Genomic DNA, 16917 nt, shown 5'->3' on the forward strand with positions numbered 1-16917 from the left:
TAGGCACGAGGATGTCGGATGCCATTATCGCGGGCGTAGTCCTTCACCCGTTCGTGAAGGGCGCTTCCCCGCTCCAGATCGATTTCAGTTCGCACAATTTTTTGTACGTTATTTTGGTACTAATAGGTTCCGTATGGTATCCGGACTGCTGTAGACGGTAGATTGCACAGTCAAGTGACGCGATTCACGCTCACTCTAAGGGGTGGGATTCTCTCGCTGTTTAAACATAGGTAGGAATCGACTTCATCGCAACTGGTGAGGTACTCGAGCAGCCAAACAGCGTTATGATTGGGCACCTCAGCGGCGGTCATAAGACGCTGGCTGCGGTCAGCTTCAGTATCGCTAGTGCGATGTTCATAGGTCACAGGAGTACACGGTCAGCCTGCGAGGGACCCAAAACCGACGTAGAGAACGAAGCGTGTCCGAACCGGGCTTCCAAGTCAGGTGACGACCAGCCACGAACTCATCGACGTCGGGACCGTCCAGGTTAGTGCGCTCCTCCTGCGCGATGCGAAGTTCTTCGCCCGGTCGCTCGACTCGCGGCCGCTCGTCGAGGTGGCGAGCGAATCGGAGGCCAGTGTCGACGACCTCAGTAGCGCTGGTGAGCGGACCGTGGCCGTCGACACACCCATCGGGGCGTTCGAGGCGGCGTACATGCCCTGGCAGTGGCGGGGTCCGGACTATCCGACGCTCATCTATCACCACGGGAGCGGCGAGCGACCGTTCGACTTCGGGCGGATCAGTTCGAACTCGTTTCGGCGGTTGTTCGTCGCAACCGACGACGGGATCCCGGCCAACGTCGTGGCCGTCAGGGCCCCGTTCCACGACGGGTCGACTATGGATTACGCCCAGGCGATGGGTGACCTCGAGAACTTCGTTGGGATGATCGCCTCCTCGGTCGCCCTCATCGACGCACTCGCGACACAGGCGAGCGATCGAACCAGTAGCTCGGTCCTCGCATCGGGCATCAGCCTCGGTGGCTGGGCTATCAACCTCCACCGGGCCTGCTTCGACTCCGTCGATCGGTACATCCCGATCTTCGCCGGAGCTGCGCTAGGCGAGATGTTCGTCTCGTCAGTCTATCGGAAAATGACCGCTGAAGCGGCTCGATATCAGCCAGATCAACTCCGTGAGGTACTCGACTTCGAGGCGGAGTTTAGGGCCGTCGAGGCAGCCGACTGTTTCCCGCTTCTCGCCCGGTGGGATCGCATCATCGAGTACAACCGACAGCGATCGGCTTACAGGGGGCTGTCGCTGTCCGTACTGGAGAAAGGCCACGTCACTGGGTCGCTTGCGACCGCTCAGCTCCGTGAGCACAACCTCTGTGTCCTCTCAGCGTATGCAACCGACTAGTGACCGAGCTCCCCCTGCTCGCTCACTGCTCTGCGGTTCGCTCCGTGGGGTGGGAGTTTCTCTGTCACCGACGACACGTGCAGGGATCACATCCCGATAGCGTGCTCTCGCAACGACCACGAGAATAGAGTTCTTGTATGTCCATCAGGACCACCGGGCCCGAGGACAGCTCCAGTCTCACCAGGCGTTGATTCGTCAGGTAGTCAGAGATTGCCGTCGAGCGCGCAATGCTCAATGTAACCTGACAGTTACCTGTAGGACAAAGTGGAGATACCGTCAACGATATCTCCACAACAGCCTATTGCGGTGTATGAACGGCGGAGCACCCCCGGCTCCAGAGGGAACCGAAGAACTCCTTCCGATCCTCGAGCCGGGCGTGCCCTATACCTCGCGTGAAATCGCGGATGAACTCGAGTGTGCTCGGACGACAGCGTACAAGAAACTCCAACAGTTGGCCGAGTCCGGCATCCTGCATACAAAGAAGGTCGGTGCTCGCGGGCGGGTATGGTGGGTTCCACCGAGAGTAGAGCAGTTCGAATCGGGATCTGCTAGAGATGCGTCCGAGAAACAGTACGGAGAGCTCGCCGCCAGTGAACAGCAGTTCCGCGCCGTGTTCGAAGAAGCGTTCGACGCGATACTGATCGCTGACGATGACGCGCAGTACGTCGACGCGAACCCAGCGGCGTGCGAACTGTTCGGTCTCCCGCGAGAGGAACTTCTCGGCCGAACGATCGCCGACTTCGCCGCCGAGGGATACGACGTCGAGACGGCGTGGCAAAATTTCCAGGCGTCGGACCGAGATCGAGGCCTCTTTCCGTTGGTCCGTGCCGACGGCGAGCACCGACTCGTCGAATTCGCCGCAACACCGAACATTCTCCCGAACAGACATTTGTCGGTGATCCGAGACGTCACCGAGCGGCGAAAAGCGGAGAAAAAGCTGGAAGACGAACGAGAACTGAAACGGCAGTCCCAGGAGACACTCGCCGCAGATACAATAATACAACTTGAGATTCAGATCGAAGATGACGTTTTCAGTCGATTCTCCGCCGAACTGAGCTGCAGTTGTGAGTTCGAAGGGATGGTTTCGGCTTCAGAAGGAGGGTTGCTCCAATATGTCACTGTGGCGGGAGCGCCACCCGAAGCCGTCCAGGCGATGGCGGCCGAATCCCCCGAGGTGGATGAATACCGCGTCGTTTTTGAATCCGACAGAGTGACGCTCTTAGAGCTAGCGCTGGCGGAGTCACCCATTCAAACGCTTGTCGAAGCCGGGGCAAGCGGTCACTCGATGCGAACCACCGGGGGTCTTACGACGGTCATCGCCGAACTCGGGGCTCACGCAGACCTCCAGCAACTTCTCAACGAGGTCGAGACGGAATATCCCGGCGCAGAGGTCGTTGCAAAGCGCATCTTGGACCGGCCGGTCACGACGACGAGACAGTATCGCGAGTCACTCACCAGTGACATGACCGACAGGCAGGCGGAGGTCTTTCGAGCGGCGTATCTCGCGGGCTACTTCGAGTGGCCCAGAAATAGCCAGGCGGAGACGATTGCGGCATCAATGGGAATCGCCGCCTCGACGTGGCTTCGCCACCTGCGACTCGCTGAGGGAAAGGTCGCTCGTTGGTTCTTCGAAGAGCTAGATGACTAGCGTCAACTGCTATTCTCATACAGTGGGACGATGTCCCATGGAAGAGAGAGAGATCATGTTTCAGGACGACAGCGGCCTGGCCGAGTCTGCACAACTGCGAAACGAACTCTTCTACCAGCTCAGCCATCCGATGCGGAGACGGATTCTTCGCGAACTCGTTTCGGCCGGTCCTGGAACGGCTTTCAGTATCAACGACCCCGAGATCGAGAGACCCTGGTCGGAGTCAGACCGATTGGAACTTCGTCACAACCACCTCCCGAGGCTCACTGCGGTTGGCTACGTGAGGTGGGATCGAGAGACCGACACGATCACTCGCGGACCTCTCTTCGGAACTATCGCACCGGTGTTAACCCTGCTAATGGAATACCAACTTCTGCTTCCAGCTGGGTAACGTGTCGAGAACCGGGCTACTGCACGGCGAGCCAACACCATCGCACGTTCGACGAACTGAAGAAGTTGAGATTTCGGGAGACCATCCATCATCACTTACGCTACTCACTCTTATGTTCCTCAGCAAGGGTTTTAACTAGGCCACAATATCCCAACGTGGAATCCTCGCCCTTCAGCGCGGAGAGGATGTCAAGTGAGCCCGTTGTTTGAACGCCTCTGCCAGCGCGAGTTCCCGGAGCTCATCGACCGACGATTCCATGACATCGGGCAGTGGTGATTCAAGGAATACGAACTGGACGTCCTCGGCCTCACCGACGAGAGACTTGTCACCGGTGAGTGCACGTTCACCGCCCGCCCCGTGAGTGAATGTGTCCTCGCCGAGCTCGAACGAACAGCAGCGGAAATGGGAATCCAACCCGAGAAGGACCCGCTCGCGAATCGACCGACGGCGGACGGAGGTACGTATAAATAGTGGTAACATACAACATACCACGGACGACCGGATGTGACTAAGATGACCGAGACACCACCCAAGAAACGAATCGGGGTATTGAGCCTGCACAACAGCAAGGAGACGAAGGCGATCCTCAACGCGATCGAGGCGCTCGGCCACGAGCCCGTGTGGATTCGCGAAGAGACGCTCTCGCTCGCGGTCGATGGCGGCCGCGGTCGCGTCGAGCCGGACGTCGACGCGGTGGTGAACCGGCTGCTATTGACGAAGAGCGACACGGGGCTCGCGGACCTCGGGGTGGTTGAACTCTTCGAGGACCACGAGATCCCCGTGTTGAACCCGAGCGCAGCCGTCCTCCGGACGACGTACGAGCCCGCGGCGCTGCGCATCCTCGCCGACGCGGGTGTCTCCGTCCCTGACACCTACCAGGACTTCGACGGCCGAAGCGACGGGGCCGGCAGCGGCGACCGGCGCTACGTCCGCAAGCCCGTGCTCGGCACGAACGGCGCCGGCGTCTCGATCGCCGAGGAGGCCGACGACCGCCCGCCCGCGTCGCGCCGAACACTCATCCAGGGATTCGTCGACACGGGCGATCGCGCCTCCGACGTCCGCATCTACGTCGTTGGCGGCGAGGTTGTCGGCGCGATGCGGCGGCACGCGCCCGACGGCGACTGGCGGACGAACGTCGCGGTTGGCGGGGCGGTCGAGAACGTCACCCACGACCTCGACGATGGCGTCCGCGAGACCGCGGTGCGCGCCGTCGACGCGCTCGACCTCGACGTCGCGGGCGTTGACGTCATCGGGACGGAGCGCGATCCGTACGTCCTCGAAGTGAACGCCACCGCGGGGTTCAAGGGATTCTTCGAGGCGACGGGCGCGAGCCCCGCGCCTTACATCGCGCGCCTCGCCATCGAGCGCGCCGGCGGGACGGTCGACGATGCGGGGTTCGCCGACCACGAGACCCGCCTCGCCGACGAGTGGCCGGCGTGTGCGCCCGACCTCGGCCCCGACGAGGACTTCCGTACTGTTGGCTACACCGAGCGCGTGGACGTCGCCGCCGGCGGCGGCATCGCGACCGCGGTTGCGAAGTCCGACACAGGGGCCAAGCGTACCACCGTCGACCTCTCGCTCGCCGCCGAGGTCGGCGCCGGCCCCCTTGAAGGCACGACGAGCGTCCGCTCCGGCTCCTCGAAGTCGAGCAGTTCGCGTCCCCTCGTCACCCTCGACGTCCGCGTCGGCGACCGCTGGCACGAGGTCACCGCGGACGTCATCGACCGCGAGCATATGAACTACCCCGTTCTGCTCGGCCGGGATATCCTCGATGACTACTTCGTCAACGTCTCGACGCGCGCTGTCGGTGACGAGACGAACGAGGAATGAAATTCCATCTTTTTCTTGCGAGTGAGATGCACGTGGGACGGGAAGTGCCCCGCGAAGGTACAAACGGCTGAGCGCTTCGCGCTCGGTGATCCGCTAACCACGTGGAAGGTCCAGATTACGCTCCGTATTCGCACTGCTGCACGACCCCTGTCGAATTCGCCTCTCCGTTTCGGACGGTGTCCGGGGTTGTGCTTGCTCGAGGGTGCTGTTCGAGACGGGTGAGAAAAGCATCGTCCACCCCTCCCCCACTGGCCATATGTTGATAAATTCGCCATAATCAAAGAAAATACTGATGTCTCCCTGTCGCTAAGATTTATAATGAAGGGGGGATAGCATGGGAACGCTCAAACTATTTCGGAATAAAGGCCGTAAGAAGAGGGCCACCAGCAAAACGGAACTATACGAATGCCGCAACTGTGGCCAAAAATTCGCAATAGACGTTGACAAGTGTTTCACCTGCGATTCAGAGGAGATTGCTCACTACGAATTTTGAATTCGCACCTCCGTTAGCTTAACCGAGGCGCTGTATCCCCTCCCTACTCGCGCCTTCGGCGCTCGTTGAGGAAGGGGGCTTAGCGCCTCGGTTGAGCTAAACCCTTACAATATACGTGAGTATAATCACGCCGGTGCAAAGTCGGGGGAATGCTGGCCGATCGGGAGGTCAATGTCGATCTCGTCGTACCAAACGACTGGACGCTTCGCGCGACCGTTCTGCTCGAGTTCGATGAGGCCGTAGTCAGCAAGTTCAGTCACGTTTTGGGTGACTTCTGGCGGGTGACGATCGACGATCCGGGCGAGTTCACGAATACTCTCTGGTTCGTGGTCGGCGATCGCCTCGAGGAGCTCAAGATTCGTTGGTCGGAAAATACGGCCAAATGTCTCGAGGTCCTCAACCGAGAGCGTCGAGGGTTTTGGGTCGACACTTTCACCGGCATCGAGAGCTGCGAAGGTATCTTCGAGGTCGCTGCGATCCGAATCAGCACCGATCTTGACGTGGAGCGTTCCAGACATTGGTTTTTGAGGTTTGATTTTCTATGTAGTCGACTGCGGTACGTGATGAGCGGTATTCCGTCGGTCAACCACCGTCGCACTACCAGTCGTCTCGTTTGTCGAAGGGGAGTGCCGCCCGCCATGTTCGGTAGAGCATCTGCAACCCAGGGTAGTCCGTTTCGACCGTTTCTGAGCCGAGATGCAGTTCATGGACGCCGTGGTGGTTGTCGAACCGAATGAACGGGTCGTCAGCGCCGGCCTCTCCGTAGTGAAACGCGTATTTGAGCCCCTCCGTGAACTTCTTCGACTCGGGCACGGCGAGCACACGAACGCGGGCGATAGTTCCGTCCGCATAGGCTTCAATCTCATCGCGGACGACGGTGACATCATCGCTCATCGCTCATCGCTGTCTGTTAGTATTCTCCCTAACACCATAACTGTCACGGGCCGGTCACGCGCTTGGTCTGCCGGCACTGCGTGCCGAGTGGTGGCAGCGCCCTGCTCTGGGAGGCTGCTGGTCGCCAGCACGATCTCGAGCGACCGCCCCCGCTGCTGGCCGGCCGACCAGTGCCGCGGCCGATGCGGGGCGCGCTGTCCAAGTGTCGGCCCTCCATCCCGCCGACCGTCCGGGAGGGAAGGACGTCACGTCGCACCGACAAAAACCGAGCCTCCTCTCTCGCAACTGTGTCTGCAGTGAGTGGTGCCCACCACTGTAACCGAGGCCGAGGCCACCGCAGGAGCGAAATCTACAGGCCGGCGCGCCGTCACAGTGTCGGTATGAGCCCGACAGTTGCCGACCTCCGGAATGAGATCAGGACCGCCGTCGGCCGGTTTGAACGTGTTGAATCGACAGCCTTCACCAAAGAAGACCTCGCCGCGATCTGTGAGGCCGTCGACTACGACATCACGACGGACCGGCTGCCGCCGAAGGCGCAGATGCGAGCGGGGATTCTCCGGCAAATCGGCGAACTCGATGCGGATGATTCGTCGCAGGCGGACCACGCCTTCCGGAAAGCGGAGCTCGAGTCAATCGTAGACGTGCTTCGAGCTCAGTAACGACCGGCGGCGCAGCCACGACCACCGGCGCTGTCGAGGCTGGTGTGCATCTCCCAACTGCAGAAGCGGGGTTGATTCCTCGAGGTCTCCCGACGTCCTGCGCCCGCGGCGGCCGAGTCCGTCGCCGACAAACTCCTCGACCCCGTCCCGCCCTGGGTCGACGATGCCGACGAGTATGGCCTCGTGGAACTGACCGCTGAGCCGGTGCCGTACAGTGACTGGCCTGAGGGCTGAACGACAGTGGTATGTGGACCCGGCCACTGCCAGACAGACCCATGCAAGCAGAACGCTCAGCACACCGGTCAGCGCGGCTAAGCGTTCCCCAGCAACGAGAACCCATTGGAGCGCACTCGTAGGATCAAGAAGGGCCCGAACTGCATGAGTATGACTCCGGTCGCGAAGATATGGCTCGTGCTTAGCTGTCGGCCAGTTGGGAGCGTTCATCTGCTGGGAACACTACGTGCCGCTGGTTCGGGCCGGCCTGATCGAGAAAGGGCTTCCGCTGTCTAGCTGTCATCGCCGCCCGACGTCCTACTTCATCTCGCTGCGCGCCCCCCACGCCTTCGCGGCCGCGTCGCTGTCGGCCCAGAGGCCAGCTCCGGCCTGAATGCTCTCGCGGCGCTCGCGGATAAGCCGGGAGGGCAGCTCGTCGAACGTCTCGTCCTCGCTTTTCAGTGCGGCGAGCGCCGCGTGGGTGTCATCGGCGACACGGATGCTTTTGCTCATAGTTGACTGTATACAGCGCCGTATCCGTGACGCTTCCGCCGGCGTCGACACGGCGGACATCGACGACGCGACGGCCCAGAAATTCCTCGTCGAAATTTCTATTCTATTACTGTAGTGTGACGGCACACTAGGCTTTTCATGGCCGGTCACATACCGGGAAGTATGAACAGCGACAGAATCGACGCCGAAAGCAAGGTATCTGGAAACCAGGCAAACATCCCCGCCCGGATTCGGCGTGAACTCAATATCGACGATGGTGATCAGCTCCGTTGGCATCTCGAAGACGACGGAAGCATTCGGGTCCAAGTCATCCAACAACAAACAGGCACATTCGCCGACTTCGACGGCTACGCTGGTGAGGAACCGACCGATGTAACGAGCGATCACGACGCCTGGGGCGTCAACGTCGAGTAAATGCCTCGTGCACTCATCGATACGACAGTCCTCTTTGCCGCTGCATACCGGCGGGATGGATCCCACGATGCTGCGCTTCCCGTGCTCCAAGGAATCGACAATGGAACGCTCCCAGAAGCAGTCGTCCTCGATTACGTTCTCGCGGAAACGCTCAACGGACTTACGACCCACGCCGGCCACGACGCAGCCGTCGACCTCCTCGATCGCATCGAAGAAAACGCCCGCTTCCACATCGACTCACTCACCACCGATGCCCTCGCGACGGGGAAGGCCCTCTTTCGCCAACACGAACCCCTCTCCTTCGTCGATGCCTGTATTGTCGCATATATGCAAACTGAGGGGGTCGGCTACTTGTATGCGTTTGACGATGATTTTGACGCTGTCGAGGATGTCTATCGGCTCGATACAGCAACGAATCCCTACGATCCGAACTGACGCGAGCAGATATTGCGGCTGGCGACGACGTTCGGTCTCAAGACAGGCCACCAACCGTGCGGGCAGACGACCAGTGGCAGGCGGGGACGACAGAACGGGCCACGCCACCTGCCAGCGACCGCGGTGCAGGCCGATTCAGCGTCGGTGTGGGCCCGTGACTCACCGATGATTGCCCGGCTGAGAGTGGCGGTGGGCTAGAGCTGTCTCCGTATCCGTGGACAGTTGTCGTCTCCGGAAGAGATGTTCGAGACCGTATTCGGACGTACCCGCCGAGACCCGCTCGAGAGAGCCACCGACAGCTAACTGACCTACTAACCAACTGCCTGCGTGATGTGTGGGTGTTGCGTGCTGAGAGAGTTAGCCCCTCTCGCGGGTGTGTTCTACCCAGTGTCTACGGGTGGCTGTGGACGCCACCTGTCTTCGGAGTCTGTTCTGGTGTGCATGAGTTTGGTGTCTCACCGGGGATCTCTGCGTCGGTGGGGAGTATGAGCCGACGTTCGGTGTACTCGAGGCCGTTCTTGCGCTCGGTGCGTTTCCGAACCGCAACACGGTGATTCGAGAGGTCGAGGATGGCATCAATCGTCCGGGAGACGAGTTTCTTCGCGTATGTCTCGCTCGTTCCAGGCTCTTGTCGGCGGATCCAGTGTTTCAGATCGCTCGCCTTGACGTACTCGGCGATCTCCTTACAGCCCGATTTCCACGGGTTGTCGCCAACGCTTGAGTCAGTTCGTGCTTTCCAGAGTGTTGCGGCGAGCCGTGTCGGGAGGGCATTTGCCGTCGAGCGAAGCATCTCTTCGTCCATTTGGGCGAGTTGCTGAATCGGGAGCAAATCGCCGTGGGCGAGCGTGACGCTGCCGCCGCGGTCGAGTGGATCTTCCGAGTGAGGGAGGCGGTAATAGGGGTGGCCGTCGTCTTTGGTGATTCGCTCGAGGTGATCTCCGTCGATATCGATTTCGTGATGGTCGACGGTCTCCGTGCGGAGGTGGGCCCCCTTCTCGAGTTCGCGGGCCTGGAGTTCTTCGATACGCTGTTTGTTCGCGCCTGATCGCTTGCGCGCCGCATCCGTGAGTGCGTCAAGCCGCGTGGTTTCCTGTTCGTAGTCCTCGAGCCGGTCGCGAAGATGGTGGGTTGTCTCCTGGAGGTCCGTTTTCTCAGTTTCGAGTCGCTCGAGTTTGTTATTGGTTTGCTCGAGGTCGCCCTCGAGCGTCTCGACGCGCTCCGTGAGTCGTTTGTTCTGCTTCCGGAGGTGGTCGATGGCTTCTATGAGGGTACCGATGTCGACATCTCCGTGTTCCGAGAGACTACGCATCAGCGTCACCTCCTTCGAGCTGGGGGTGAGCGTGAGAGGCCGTCGTTTCTGCGTCGTCGGTGACGGTGAATGAGAGTTCTTCGAGATACTCGATGCCGACCTCTCGCCACTGGGATTCGCTGAGTTCGAACTCGATGCGCGCCCACGCGTACTCGCCGCCGGATTGGGGCTCGAAGACGAGCTTTCGCAGTGGGCCCTGTGCGGGCGTCCACTGCAGGGACAGTGCGTCCATTATCGCCCCTCCGCAGCCTGCTCGAGCAGTTCGCAGTAGGCGCGTTCGAGATCGCCCGGGGTTATGGGGTGCTCAAGCTCGAGTGTGACGGAGACTCGTCGTTCGTCGGTCATCGCCGATCGCCCTCGTGCATCGCGGCGAAGATGTCTGTGACGTCGAGGCAGACCGGGCGGTCTGTCCAGCCTCTGACCGAGTCGACGTATGCGACCCACTTATCGCGATCTTCGTCGCGCTCGAGTTCTTCGATGTGATCTAATTCGCCCCGAACGCGGAACCAGTAGAGTCCTGCATCGTCTGGAAGGAATCGTTCCGCGCGATCTGGCGTTACGTAGACGGTGTTCGTGGCCTCATCGACGTGATGATGGTATCCTTCGCCGTCTTTCCCGAGGTAGTCGTAGTAGCTCCCCGATTGCTCGAGGATGATCTCATTTTGCTGTCCATCCGAAACGTCTACTGTAGTAGATGACGTAGTTGCCATTGCTGGTTGCTCCAGCACGGGGTCGGTGCCTGAAACACCGGCCTCAAATTCTACTGAGGCATCCCGCACTTGCTAACCTCTAGGAACCCCTCTGTCTTAGAACTTGTGCTATCTGCACATGCTTATCTGGTGTTCGTAGCAGCAGTTCTAAATGCGTACTAGTGGAATATATGCGCATGGCGGCTACACAAGGAAGCAAATCGATGGATCCTGACGATCTCAGACCCGCTGACGAGGCGATCCTTGACGAACTAAAGGGTGGTCGAGTAACGAAGGGTGCGTTAGTAGATTGGACAGGTTATTCGAGAAACACGGTCTACAATCGCCTCGAGGTCCTTGAGGCCGCTGGCTACATCAAATGTATTCATGAAGGGACTCGGCTATTCGAACTCGTCAATGATCCTCGAAAAGAAAAGGAACAATATCAGTAGCAGGAACTACTCACCTGATATGAAATGGGGACGCGTCCTTGCCGTGCTCGGTGTGCCGGTCGGCCCGAAGGCCGACCAGCGGCTCACACTATCGGCCTATCTCGCGGACGCTCCTGATGAGACGCGCGAGTAGTTCGTCTACGCCTCTCTCGAGAACCGCGCCGTCGACCACGACGGGAAGGCGACGGTGACCGTGCGCGAGAATCGCTACCGCGCATATTTCGAAGCACTGGCTGACCTCATCGACGATGTCGCCGACAGTGGAGTCCGACTCTGGGAGCGAGATATCATCGTCTCGGCCGACGCCGCGCGCAGTCTCGGCTCCGTCCGCTAATCGTGAGTGCGAGAATACACACTGGTATCGATCTGGATCACAGTTACCGACTCGCCGCTCACCGGCTGGACCGAACGAGAGGAGACAGACGCGAGGCGACAGACGCGAAACCGAGAGATGATGGCCGACTCGAGGACAGGAAATGCGCTCTGATCGAACCGGATCTGGAGCGACGTGGCCTCAGCGCGCTGGCTCGGCCGCGACTGGCGTGACGGCGTTCGCTGTGGTCCCGTCGCCGGTACCGGTCTCGTTACCGCTGCTCTCGCTGGTCTCACCGCTGCTTTCGTTGCCGGCCGATTCGTTGCCCGACGGGTTCTCCACCGCCTCGAGGGAGACGTCGACCGTCTCGCCATCGATCACCGCGGGCTCGGGGACGGCTGTCTCGCCGCTGTACTGATCGATCGATCCGTTCTCGGAGGCGATGACGTTGACGGTGTAGTTGCCGGTCGCCTCGACGCTGCTGTTGGTGTAGCCATCGTCGACGCCGAGTGCGTCGTTCGTCGCGTACGGCACCGTCAGCTCGAAGCTCCCGTCCTCGGCGAGCGTGCCGCGCTGCGTGTAGTTGAAGGTCCGCCCCGAGTTCGTCTCGAGTTCGACCTGTGCGGCGACGGTAGCGTTTGCGGGGTCGGACACCTCGTCGGCGCTGCCGGTGATCGTCGCGCCCTCGACGCGTTCGAACGTCTTCACGGCGGCGGCCTGCTTGACGTCGAAGACCTGATAGTTCGGGTGGTTCTGGATCTGGGCGATCCGCTGGGGGTTCATCCGCTGGTTGACGGCCACGGCGGGGCGGCCCTGACCCGCGGGGACCGGCTGGTTGTTCGGGCCGAGGAAGACGACCTGCCCGTTGTTGTCGACCTGTGCGTAGCTGACGTAGGTGGCCGTCCCGGCGTCGGCGCCTTCGTGGACGAGACGGTAGTGTTCCATGTTGTTGGTGTCGTCGAAGTACAACTGGGACAGCATCGTGTCGTCGTACGGCAGGTCGCCGTAGACCTGGCCGAGCTCACTGGCGTTGATCGGCCCGCCATTATAATTCTGGGGCGTCACGTAGTGGCCGTAGCCGGGGCCGGTCCAGCGGGTGATCGCACCGAACTTCCCGCCGGCCATCGCGTAGTCGATCATCACGTACTTGATCGGCTCGCCGGACTCGCCCTCTGAGACCGCCTGTCGGAGTTCCTCGGTGGATCTGTCGGCGACCGGTTGGCCTTCGGCGATCGCTTCCATGATCAGTTCACCGCGCTCTTCCGATTCGGCGGTGAAGAACGCTGCCGAGGACCGCGCGTTCTGCTGGAACGGGTTCGAGTGGGGGATCCGCTCGGCCTGCGTGGTGATCAGGTGGCCGTAGTCCCACCACGACATGACTCCATAGGCGCCCTCCGGATAGTCGTAGTCGCCGTCACCGGGCGTGTAGGTCCCGTAGTAGTCGAGCTGATCGGCGTTGTTCGCCCCGCCGTAGTTGCCCGGCCGGGGTGTGTTCTCCTGGAGCCATTCGTTCGACCCCTCCCACGTAATCGAATCGCTCTGGGGGCCGGTGGCTTTGCCCTGTTGCCACGCGGTGGCGGAGGCGAGCGGCGGGAGCAGTGGCGCGAAGAGTAGGAGCACGACGAGGACGACGACGATCACCTGGTAGGTCTCGAGCTCGCGCAGCGAGGCGAGGCTGCGCTCGAGATCCAGATTGAACAGCTGGACGAGTTCGGCGATGAACGCCGCGTTGACGATCGCCACCGCGAGCAGCAGGTAGTACATGAAGCGCACCTGCGTTGCGGCCATGCTGATGAGGAACAGCGCCCAGACGATGACGAGCGTGTGCTCGGCGCGGAATTTCCGGCCGAACAGCGGCCGGATCGCGAGGAAGGCGAGCCCGGCGAGCATCGTATAGAACGCCGCGCCGAACTCGGTGAAGACGCGATTGAAGAAGTCCTCGGGCGGCTGGGCTTCGACGATGGTGAGGTCGGTCGCGGTCCCGCCGATGGGAAGCATCCGCCGGATGGCGTTACCCACGGTCGCGTTGTAGAGGTCGGGGAGGGCGAGCCACATGACCAGCAGCGTGGCCGCGATGAGGCCGCCGACCGCGAGGGGGTAGTACTGACGCTCGAGATCGCGGTTGTTCCACTCACGGGCGAGCCAGGCCAAGAACAGACAGCCGACGGCCACGAGCAAAGCGAGCAGGGGTTGGAGCAGCCCGAAGCTCGTCGAGCCCATCGTGGGGTTCTCGATCAGCAGCGTCATGAGGAGGGCGGTAACGCCCATGCTGACTGCGCCGACGAAGGCGAGGTGGTCGGGGGAGACGCCGCGGGCGTAGTCGAGCGAGAGTTGGACGACGAAGAACGCACCGAAGATGCCGACCAGCAGGACGCCGGATGGCCAGACCCACATGTAGAGCGTGAGGGCGACGCCCGCGAGGGCGCTGTAGATTGCAGGGGTGCGGAGGGCCGTCCAGTCGCGGTCGGCGACCAGTTCGTAGATCGGTTTCTCGCGTTCGCCGACGGTGACGGCTACCATCATCGCGAGGACGGCGATCGCCATGAAGAGGATCTCGCCGGTGTGGTGGTCGAGTTGACCCACCGTCGAGCGCGCGAGGAACTGCCCTTTTGCAAGCGCGAGGACGACCACGGCGACGAGGCCGCCGAGTGTCCCGCCGAGGCGCCGGCCCGCGTAGAAGACGGGGATCGCGACGAGCGCCGCCATGACAGGGATCGACAGGAGCGCGACCGCGTACAGCGTCTGTTGGGAGGGATCGCCGAGGCCGACGATCATCGCCGCAGTAACGATGAGCTGGTCGTACAGCGTGCCGAACTGGCCCACGTAGTTGCCCGTCGGGAACCCGGTCCAGACCTCGTACGGCATCGTATGCGGGTAGTTTTCGGCCGTCCAGTTGAGCGTTCGCCAGTGATACCACGAGTCGACGCCCGCGAGCGCAGGCGCCCCGTCCTCGGTGACGAATCGGCTATAGGACTGGGTGCGCACCCAGATCATAAAGAGGATCACCGCCCCGAGGACGGGGAGGTGATACCAGTCGCGGAACGACGCGAGGAGAGATGTTTCGGTGCCCTCCTCGACGTGTTCGGTGTCAGTACTCATTAGCGTGTACCAACCCCAACCGAAGAATAAGCCTTGCCATATAGTCGTGGCGAGTTAATATACGGGCAACCCACCTGAGAGATTTACTGACGCTCGTCGATTACAGACTGTCTGCGTAGTGGAATCTTCCGCGAAGGAAAAAGCTTATTCGCACCTCACCGAAATCCGCCGTCGATGAAGGTCTCCGTCGTCATCTGTACGTACGCGATGGACCGCTACGACGTGTTTTCCGAGTGTGTGGATAGCGTCCTCGCCCAGACGTATGAGCCCCTCGAGGTCGTACTCGTCGTCGACGGGAACGACGCGGTGTTCGAACGGGTCCAAGAAGACTACGGCGGGCTCGAGGAGGTTGTCCTCCACTGTAACGACGCGAACCAGGGCATCTCTTACAGCCGCACACGGGGCGCCGAGCTCGCGACCGGCGAAGTGGTGGCGTTTATCGACGACGACGCCGTCGCCGAAGAAGACTGGGTCGCCGAACTGGCACGCGTCTACGACGAAACCGATGCGATCGCCGTCGGCGGCCACGTCGCGCCCGACTGGGTGACGGAAAAGCCGGACTTCTTCCCCGCGGAGTTCTACTGGCTCGTCGGCTGTGACGAGCGTGGCATGGGCGAGCACATGGAGGAGTTGCGCAACACGTACGGCTCGAACATCTCCTTCCGCCGGGACGTGTTCCTCTCGGTGGGTGGCTACGACGAGAACACCGGGCGACAGGGTGATCGGCATATCCAGGCCCACGAGGCGCCGGTCTGTATCCGGATGGCCAATAAGTATGGCAAGGGCGTGATCTACAATACTGATGCTGTCGTCCATCACAAGCTCTTCGACTACCGTGGAGACTTCCGGTGGCTCGTGTTCCGTTCGTTCTGGCAAGGCTACTCGAAGCGGATCATGGATCTGCTGTTGCCCGAGGCGAAGGGCGACAAGAACGCGTATTTAGGGCATCTAATGCTCGAATTCGTTCCGGATCGGCTCTCGAGTCTTCTGCAGCGGCCCTCGATTCCGAAAGTGAAGCAGCTGGTGACGATTTTCGTCTTCACCGCGGCTGTTGGGTTCGGCTACCTATATGGGCTGGCCGACGTCGATCGATCGGAATTAACTGTTGATCACGACGCAGCGCTAGAGGCTTAACGGACTCTCACAAATTCACTTGAGGCGTCTATCGAAGAGTTCGGTTATTTCACGCTCGAGCGGCACCATCAGTCGAGTTCTGGTATCCCGCCAAGGTCATCACGACGATCGCCGGTGAGGTACTCCCCATAGTAACCGAGGCCACGCACCCCGGTGAGGAACGTCGAGAGCGCACTGAAGGCAAGCCGATCGCTCGTCCCGAGTTCTGGATCGGGGGTTTTGACGCCGCTCGGTCGTGGCGGAACGCCCGGCGTACCGTATCGGTCGGGATGATACCGCTGAAGTTGGCAGAGACCGCGGCCGACACGGTGATCTTTGTTGACGAGTTCGCGGACGGTGTTTCGCGTCGGGTGATACATCGTGACGTCCTCGGCGAAGTGCATGTCATAGCCCGCGTCGTGAACTCGATTGCCGAACTCCTTGTCGCCGCCGGAGATGAGTCTATGATCGAAGAGGCCGATGTCCTCGAAGACCTCACGGCGGACGAAGAGACAACAAGTCGGTGCGAACTGCTGGTGTTCGAGATACTGCTGGACGGGGAAGCCGGTGTGGTGATCGTAGCGAGCGGCGAGCGCGGGGTCCTCCGGGAGGGTGAGTTCGACGTTGCAACCCATGTAGTCGGCGTCTTGAGTTTGGAAGGTTTGGAGGGCCGACTCAAGCCAGTCCTCAGAGACGGTCATGTCCGCGTCGACGAAGGCAAGGATGTCGCTATCGGTGTTTCGAATACCGGTGTTGCGGGCGGCGTAGGAAGATTGGATATCCGTTTCACGGTAGAGAAGAACTCGAGAGTCATTATAGGAACGGACAGTGTCAGGAGTTCGATCGACCGAGCCGTTATCCACGACGGCAAACTCGGCGTTTGTATAGTCTATTTGTACTAGGCAGTTAAGAGTGGTTGAGAGACCTTTCGGATCATTATAAACGGGGATGACGACCGAAATATCCGGATTCACGTCCTGATCTTCACCGAATAGTGATACGCCTAACTCTGGCGAAAAGGTTCCGGATTCCTTATCAAATCTTATCTTGAAATTCTATATGTGTTCAAAATATGTGTATCCGGTATGGTGGAGGATAT

At 60.7% G+C, this 16917-nt stretch carries 16 protein-coding genes and 3 pseudogenes; 10 read left to right on the forward strand and 9 right to left on the reverse strand.

Annotation, left to right across the window (positions count from 1 at the left end; genetic code table 11):
- Positions 1–444: 444 nt before the first annotated feature.
- The 3 genes from NKH51_RS09690 to NKH51_RS09700 all read left to right on the forward strand — a co-directional run bounded on the left by NKH51_RS09690 (position 445) and on the right by NKH51_RS09700 (position 3392).
- Positions 445–1353, forward strand: a complete 909-nt coding sequence (locus NKH51_RS09690) for a hypothetical protein (protein WP_254761491.1) — start codon at positions 445–447, stop codon at positions 1351–1353.
- Positions 1354–1663: 310 nt separating this feature from the next.
- A complete protein-coding gene (locus tag NKH51_RS09695) occupies positions 1664–3001 on the forward strand; it encodes a bacterio-opsin activator domain-containing protein (RefSeq protein ID WP_254761492.1) in 1338 nt (445 codons plus the stop codon).
- Between the two features lie 37 nt (positions 3002–3038).
- Positions 3039–3392 carry a helix-turn-helix domain-containing protein gene (locus NKH51_RS09700; RefSeq protein ID WP_254761493.1) on the forward strand — a complete coding sequence of 118 codons (354 nt, stop codon included), beginning with the start codon at positions 3039–3041 and terminating at the stop codon, positions 3390–3392.
- Here the strand turns inward: NKH51_RS09700 and NKH51_RS18915 are convergent.
- Positions 3389–3481: pseudogene (locus tag NKH51_RS18915) on the reverse strand (IS5/IS1182 family transposase); the annotation flags it as partial. The gene NKH51_RS09700 and the pseudogene NKH51_RS18915 sit on opposite strands and share 4 nt — an antisense overlap.
- A gap of 103 nt (positions 3482–3584) precedes the next feature.
- Here NKH51_RS18915 and NKH51_RS18850 point away from each other — a divergent pair.
- Both NKH51_RS18850 and NKH51_RS09705 read left to right on the forward strand, forming a co-directional pair.
- Positions 3585–3797 (forward strand): annotated as a pseudogene (locus NKH51_RS18850) (DUF234 domain-containing protein); the annotation flags it as partial.
- Between the two features lie 108 nt (positions 3798–3905).
- Positions 3906–5222 (forward strand): ATP-grasp domain-containing protein, encoded by a 1317-nt coding sequence (locus NKH51_RS09705; protein WP_254761494.1) that lies wholly within the window; start codon positions 3906–3908, stop codon positions 5220–5222.
- Positions 5223–5840: 618 nt separating this feature from the next.
- Here the strand turns inward: NKH51_RS09705 and NKH51_RS09710 are convergent.
- Both NKH51_RS09710 and NKH51_RS09715 read right to left on the reverse strand, forming a co-directional pair.
- A complete protein-coding gene (locus NKH51_RS09710; protein WP_254761495.1) occupies positions 5841–6233 on the reverse strand; it encodes an HVO_A0114 family putative DNA-binding protein in 393 nt (130 codons plus the stop codon).
- Between the two features lie 79 nt (positions 6234–6312).
- Entirely contained in the window at positions 6313–6609 is a 297-nt protein-coding gene (locus NKH51_RS09715; protein WP_254761496.1) for a toxin-antitoxin system TumE family protein, read from the reverse strand.
- 380 nt (positions 6610–6989) lie between these two features.
- On the opposite strand from NKH51_RS09715, the gene NKH51_RS09720 reads away from it, so the two are divergent.
- Positions 6990–7268: a hypothetical protein gene (locus NKH51_RS09720; RefSeq protein WP_254761497.1), complete on the forward strand. Its 279-nt coding sequence runs from the start codon at positions 6990–6992 to the stop codon at positions 7266–7268.
- 531 nt (positions 7269–7799) lie between these two features.
- Here the strand turns inward: NKH51_RS09720 and NKH51_RS09725 are convergent.
- A complete protein-coding gene (locus tag NKH51_RS09725) occupies positions 7800–7994 on the reverse strand; it encodes an antitoxin VapB family protein (RefSeq protein WP_254761498.1) in 195 nt (64 codons plus the stop codon).
- A 162-nt stretch (positions 7995–8156) separates the two neighbouring features.
- Between NKH51_RS09725 and NKH51_RS09730 the strand changes: the two genes are divergently transcribed.
- Positions 8157–8408 carry an AbrB/MazE/SpoVT family DNA-binding domain-containing protein gene (locus NKH51_RS09730; protein ID WP_254761499.1) on the forward strand — a complete coding sequence of 84 codons (252 nt, stop codon included), beginning with the start codon at positions 8157–8159 and terminating at the stop codon, positions 8406–8408.
- A complete protein-coding gene (locus NKH51_RS09735) occupies positions 8409–8843 on the forward strand; it encodes a PIN domain-containing protein (protein WP_254761500.1) in 435 nt (144 codons plus the stop codon). It abuts the gene before it with no gap.
- Between the two features lie 391 nt (positions 8844–9234).
- On the opposite strand, the gene NKH51_RS09740 is transcribed toward NKH51_RS09735, so the two are convergent.
- The 3 genes from NKH51_RS09740 to NKH51_RS09750 all read right to left on the reverse strand — a co-directional run bounded on the left by NKH51_RS09740 (position 9235) and on the right by NKH51_RS09750 (position 10862).
- Positions 9235–10152: a DUF8008 family protein gene (locus tag NKH51_RS09740; protein ID WP_254761501.1), complete on the reverse strand. Its 918-nt coding sequence runs from the start codon at positions 10150–10152 to the stop codon at positions 9235–9237.
- A complete protein-coding gene (locus NKH51_RS09745; protein ID WP_254761502.1) occupies positions 10145–10384 on the reverse strand; it encodes a hypothetical protein in 240 nt (79 codons plus the stop codon). Before NKH51_RS09745 ends, NKH51_RS09740 begins: the two co-directional genes overlap by 8 nt.
- 109 nt (positions 10385–10493) lie before the next feature.
- Positions 10494–10862, reverse strand: coding sequence for a hypothetical protein (locus tag NKH51_RS09750; RefSeq protein WP_254761503.1), 369 nt, complete (start codon positions 10860–10862; stop codon positions 10494–10496).
- 459 nt (positions 10863–11321) lie between these two features.
- Here NKH51_RS09750 and NKH51_RS09755 point away from each other — a divergent pair.
- A pseudogene (locus NKH51_RS09755) lies at positions 11322–11627 on the forward strand (hypothetical protein); the annotation flags it as partial.
- A 180-nt stretch (positions 11628–11807) separates the two neighbouring features.
- Here NKH51_RS09755 and NKH51_RS09760 read toward each other — a convergent pair.
- A complete protein-coding gene (locus tag NKH51_RS09760) occupies positions 11808–14705 on the reverse strand; it encodes an oligosaccharyl transferase, archaeosortase A system-associated (protein WP_254761504.1) in 2898 nt (965 codons plus the stop codon).
- Positions 14706–14879: 174 nt separating this feature from the next.
- Between NKH51_RS09760 and aglG the strand changes: the two genes are divergently transcribed.
- Positions 14880–15839 (forward strand): glucosyl-dolichyl phosphate glucuronosyltransferase, encoded by a 960-nt coding sequence (aglG, locus tag NKH51_RS09765; RefSeq protein ID WP_254761505.1) that lies wholly within the window; start codon positions 14880–14882, stop codon positions 15837–15839.
- Positions 15840–15907: 68 nt separating this feature from the next.
- Here the strand turns inward: aglG and NKH51_RS09770 are convergent, their stop codons facing one another.
- Positions 15908–16792 carry a glycosyltransferase family 2 protein gene (locus NKH51_RS09770; protein ID WP_254761506.1) on the reverse strand — a complete coding sequence of 295 codons (885 nt, stop codon included), beginning with the start codon at positions 16790–16792 and terminating at the stop codon, positions 15908–15910.
- Between the last annotated feature and the right edge of the window lie 125 nt (positions 16793–16917).

The sequence above is a fragment of the Natrinema marinum genome, from assembly GCF_024296685.1.
Lineage (GTDB): Archaea > Halobacteriota > Halobacteria > Halobacteriales > Natrialbaceae > Natrinema > Natrinema marinum.

Excerpts from the sequence above, each read along its gene's own strand:
- NKH51_RS09695 (WP_254761492.1), top strand. The coding sequence starts at position 1,664 with ATGAACGGCGGAGCACCCCCGGCTCCAGAGGGAACCGAAGAACTCCTT.
- NKH51_RS09700 (WP_254761493.1), top strand. The coding sequence starts at position 3,039 with ATGGAAGAGAGAGAGATCATGTTTCAGGACGACAGCGGCCTGGCCGAG.
- NKH51_RS09705 (WP_254761494.1), top strand. The coding sequence starts at position 3,906 with ATGACCGAGACACCACCCAAGAAACGAATCGGGGTATTGAGCCTGCAC.
- NKH51_RS09710 (WP_254761495.1), bottom strand. The coding sequence starts at position 6,233 with ATGTCTGGAACGCTCCACGTCAAGATCGGTGCTGATTCGGATCGCAGC.
- NKH51_RS09715 (WP_254761496.1), bottom strand. The coding sequence starts at position 6,609 with ATGAGCGATGATGTCACCGTCGTCCGCGATGAGATTGAAGCCTATGCG.
- NKH51_RS09720 (WP_254761497.1), top strand. The coding sequence starts at position 6,990 with ATGAGCCCGACAGTTGCCGACCTCCGGAATGAGATCAGGACCGCCGTC.
- NKH51_RS09725 (WP_254761498.1), bottom strand. The coding sequence starts at position 7,994 with ATGAGCAAAAGCATCCGTGTCGCCGATGACACCCACGCGGCGCTCGCC.
- NKH51_RS09730 (WP_254761499.1), top strand. The coding sequence starts at position 8,157 with ATGAACAGCGACAGAATCGACGCCGAAAGCAAGGTATCTGGAAACCAG.
- NKH51_RS09735 (WP_254761500.1), top strand. The coding sequence starts at position 8,409 with ATGCCTCGTGCACTCATCGATACGACAGTCCTCTTTGCCGCTGCATAC.
- NKH51_RS09740 (WP_254761501.1), bottom strand. The coding sequence starts at position 10,152 with ATGCGTAGTCTCTCGGAACACGGAGATGTCGACATCGGTACCCTCATA.
- NKH51_RS09745 (WP_254761502.1), bottom strand. The coding sequence starts at position 10,384 with ATGGACGCACTGTCCCTGCAGTGGACGCCCGCACAGGGCCCACTGCGA.
- NKH51_RS09750 (WP_254761503.1), bottom strand. The coding sequence starts at position 10,862 with ATGGCAACTACGTCATCTACTACAGTAGACGTTTCGGATGGACAGCAA.
- NKH51_RS09760 (WP_254761504.1), bottom strand. The coding sequence starts at position 14,705 with ATGAGTACTGACACCGAACACGTCGAGGAGGGCACCGAAACATCTCTC.
- aglG (WP_254761505.1), top strand. The coding sequence starts at position 14,880 with ATGAAGGTCTCCGTCGTCATCTGTACGTACGCGATGGACCGCTACGAC.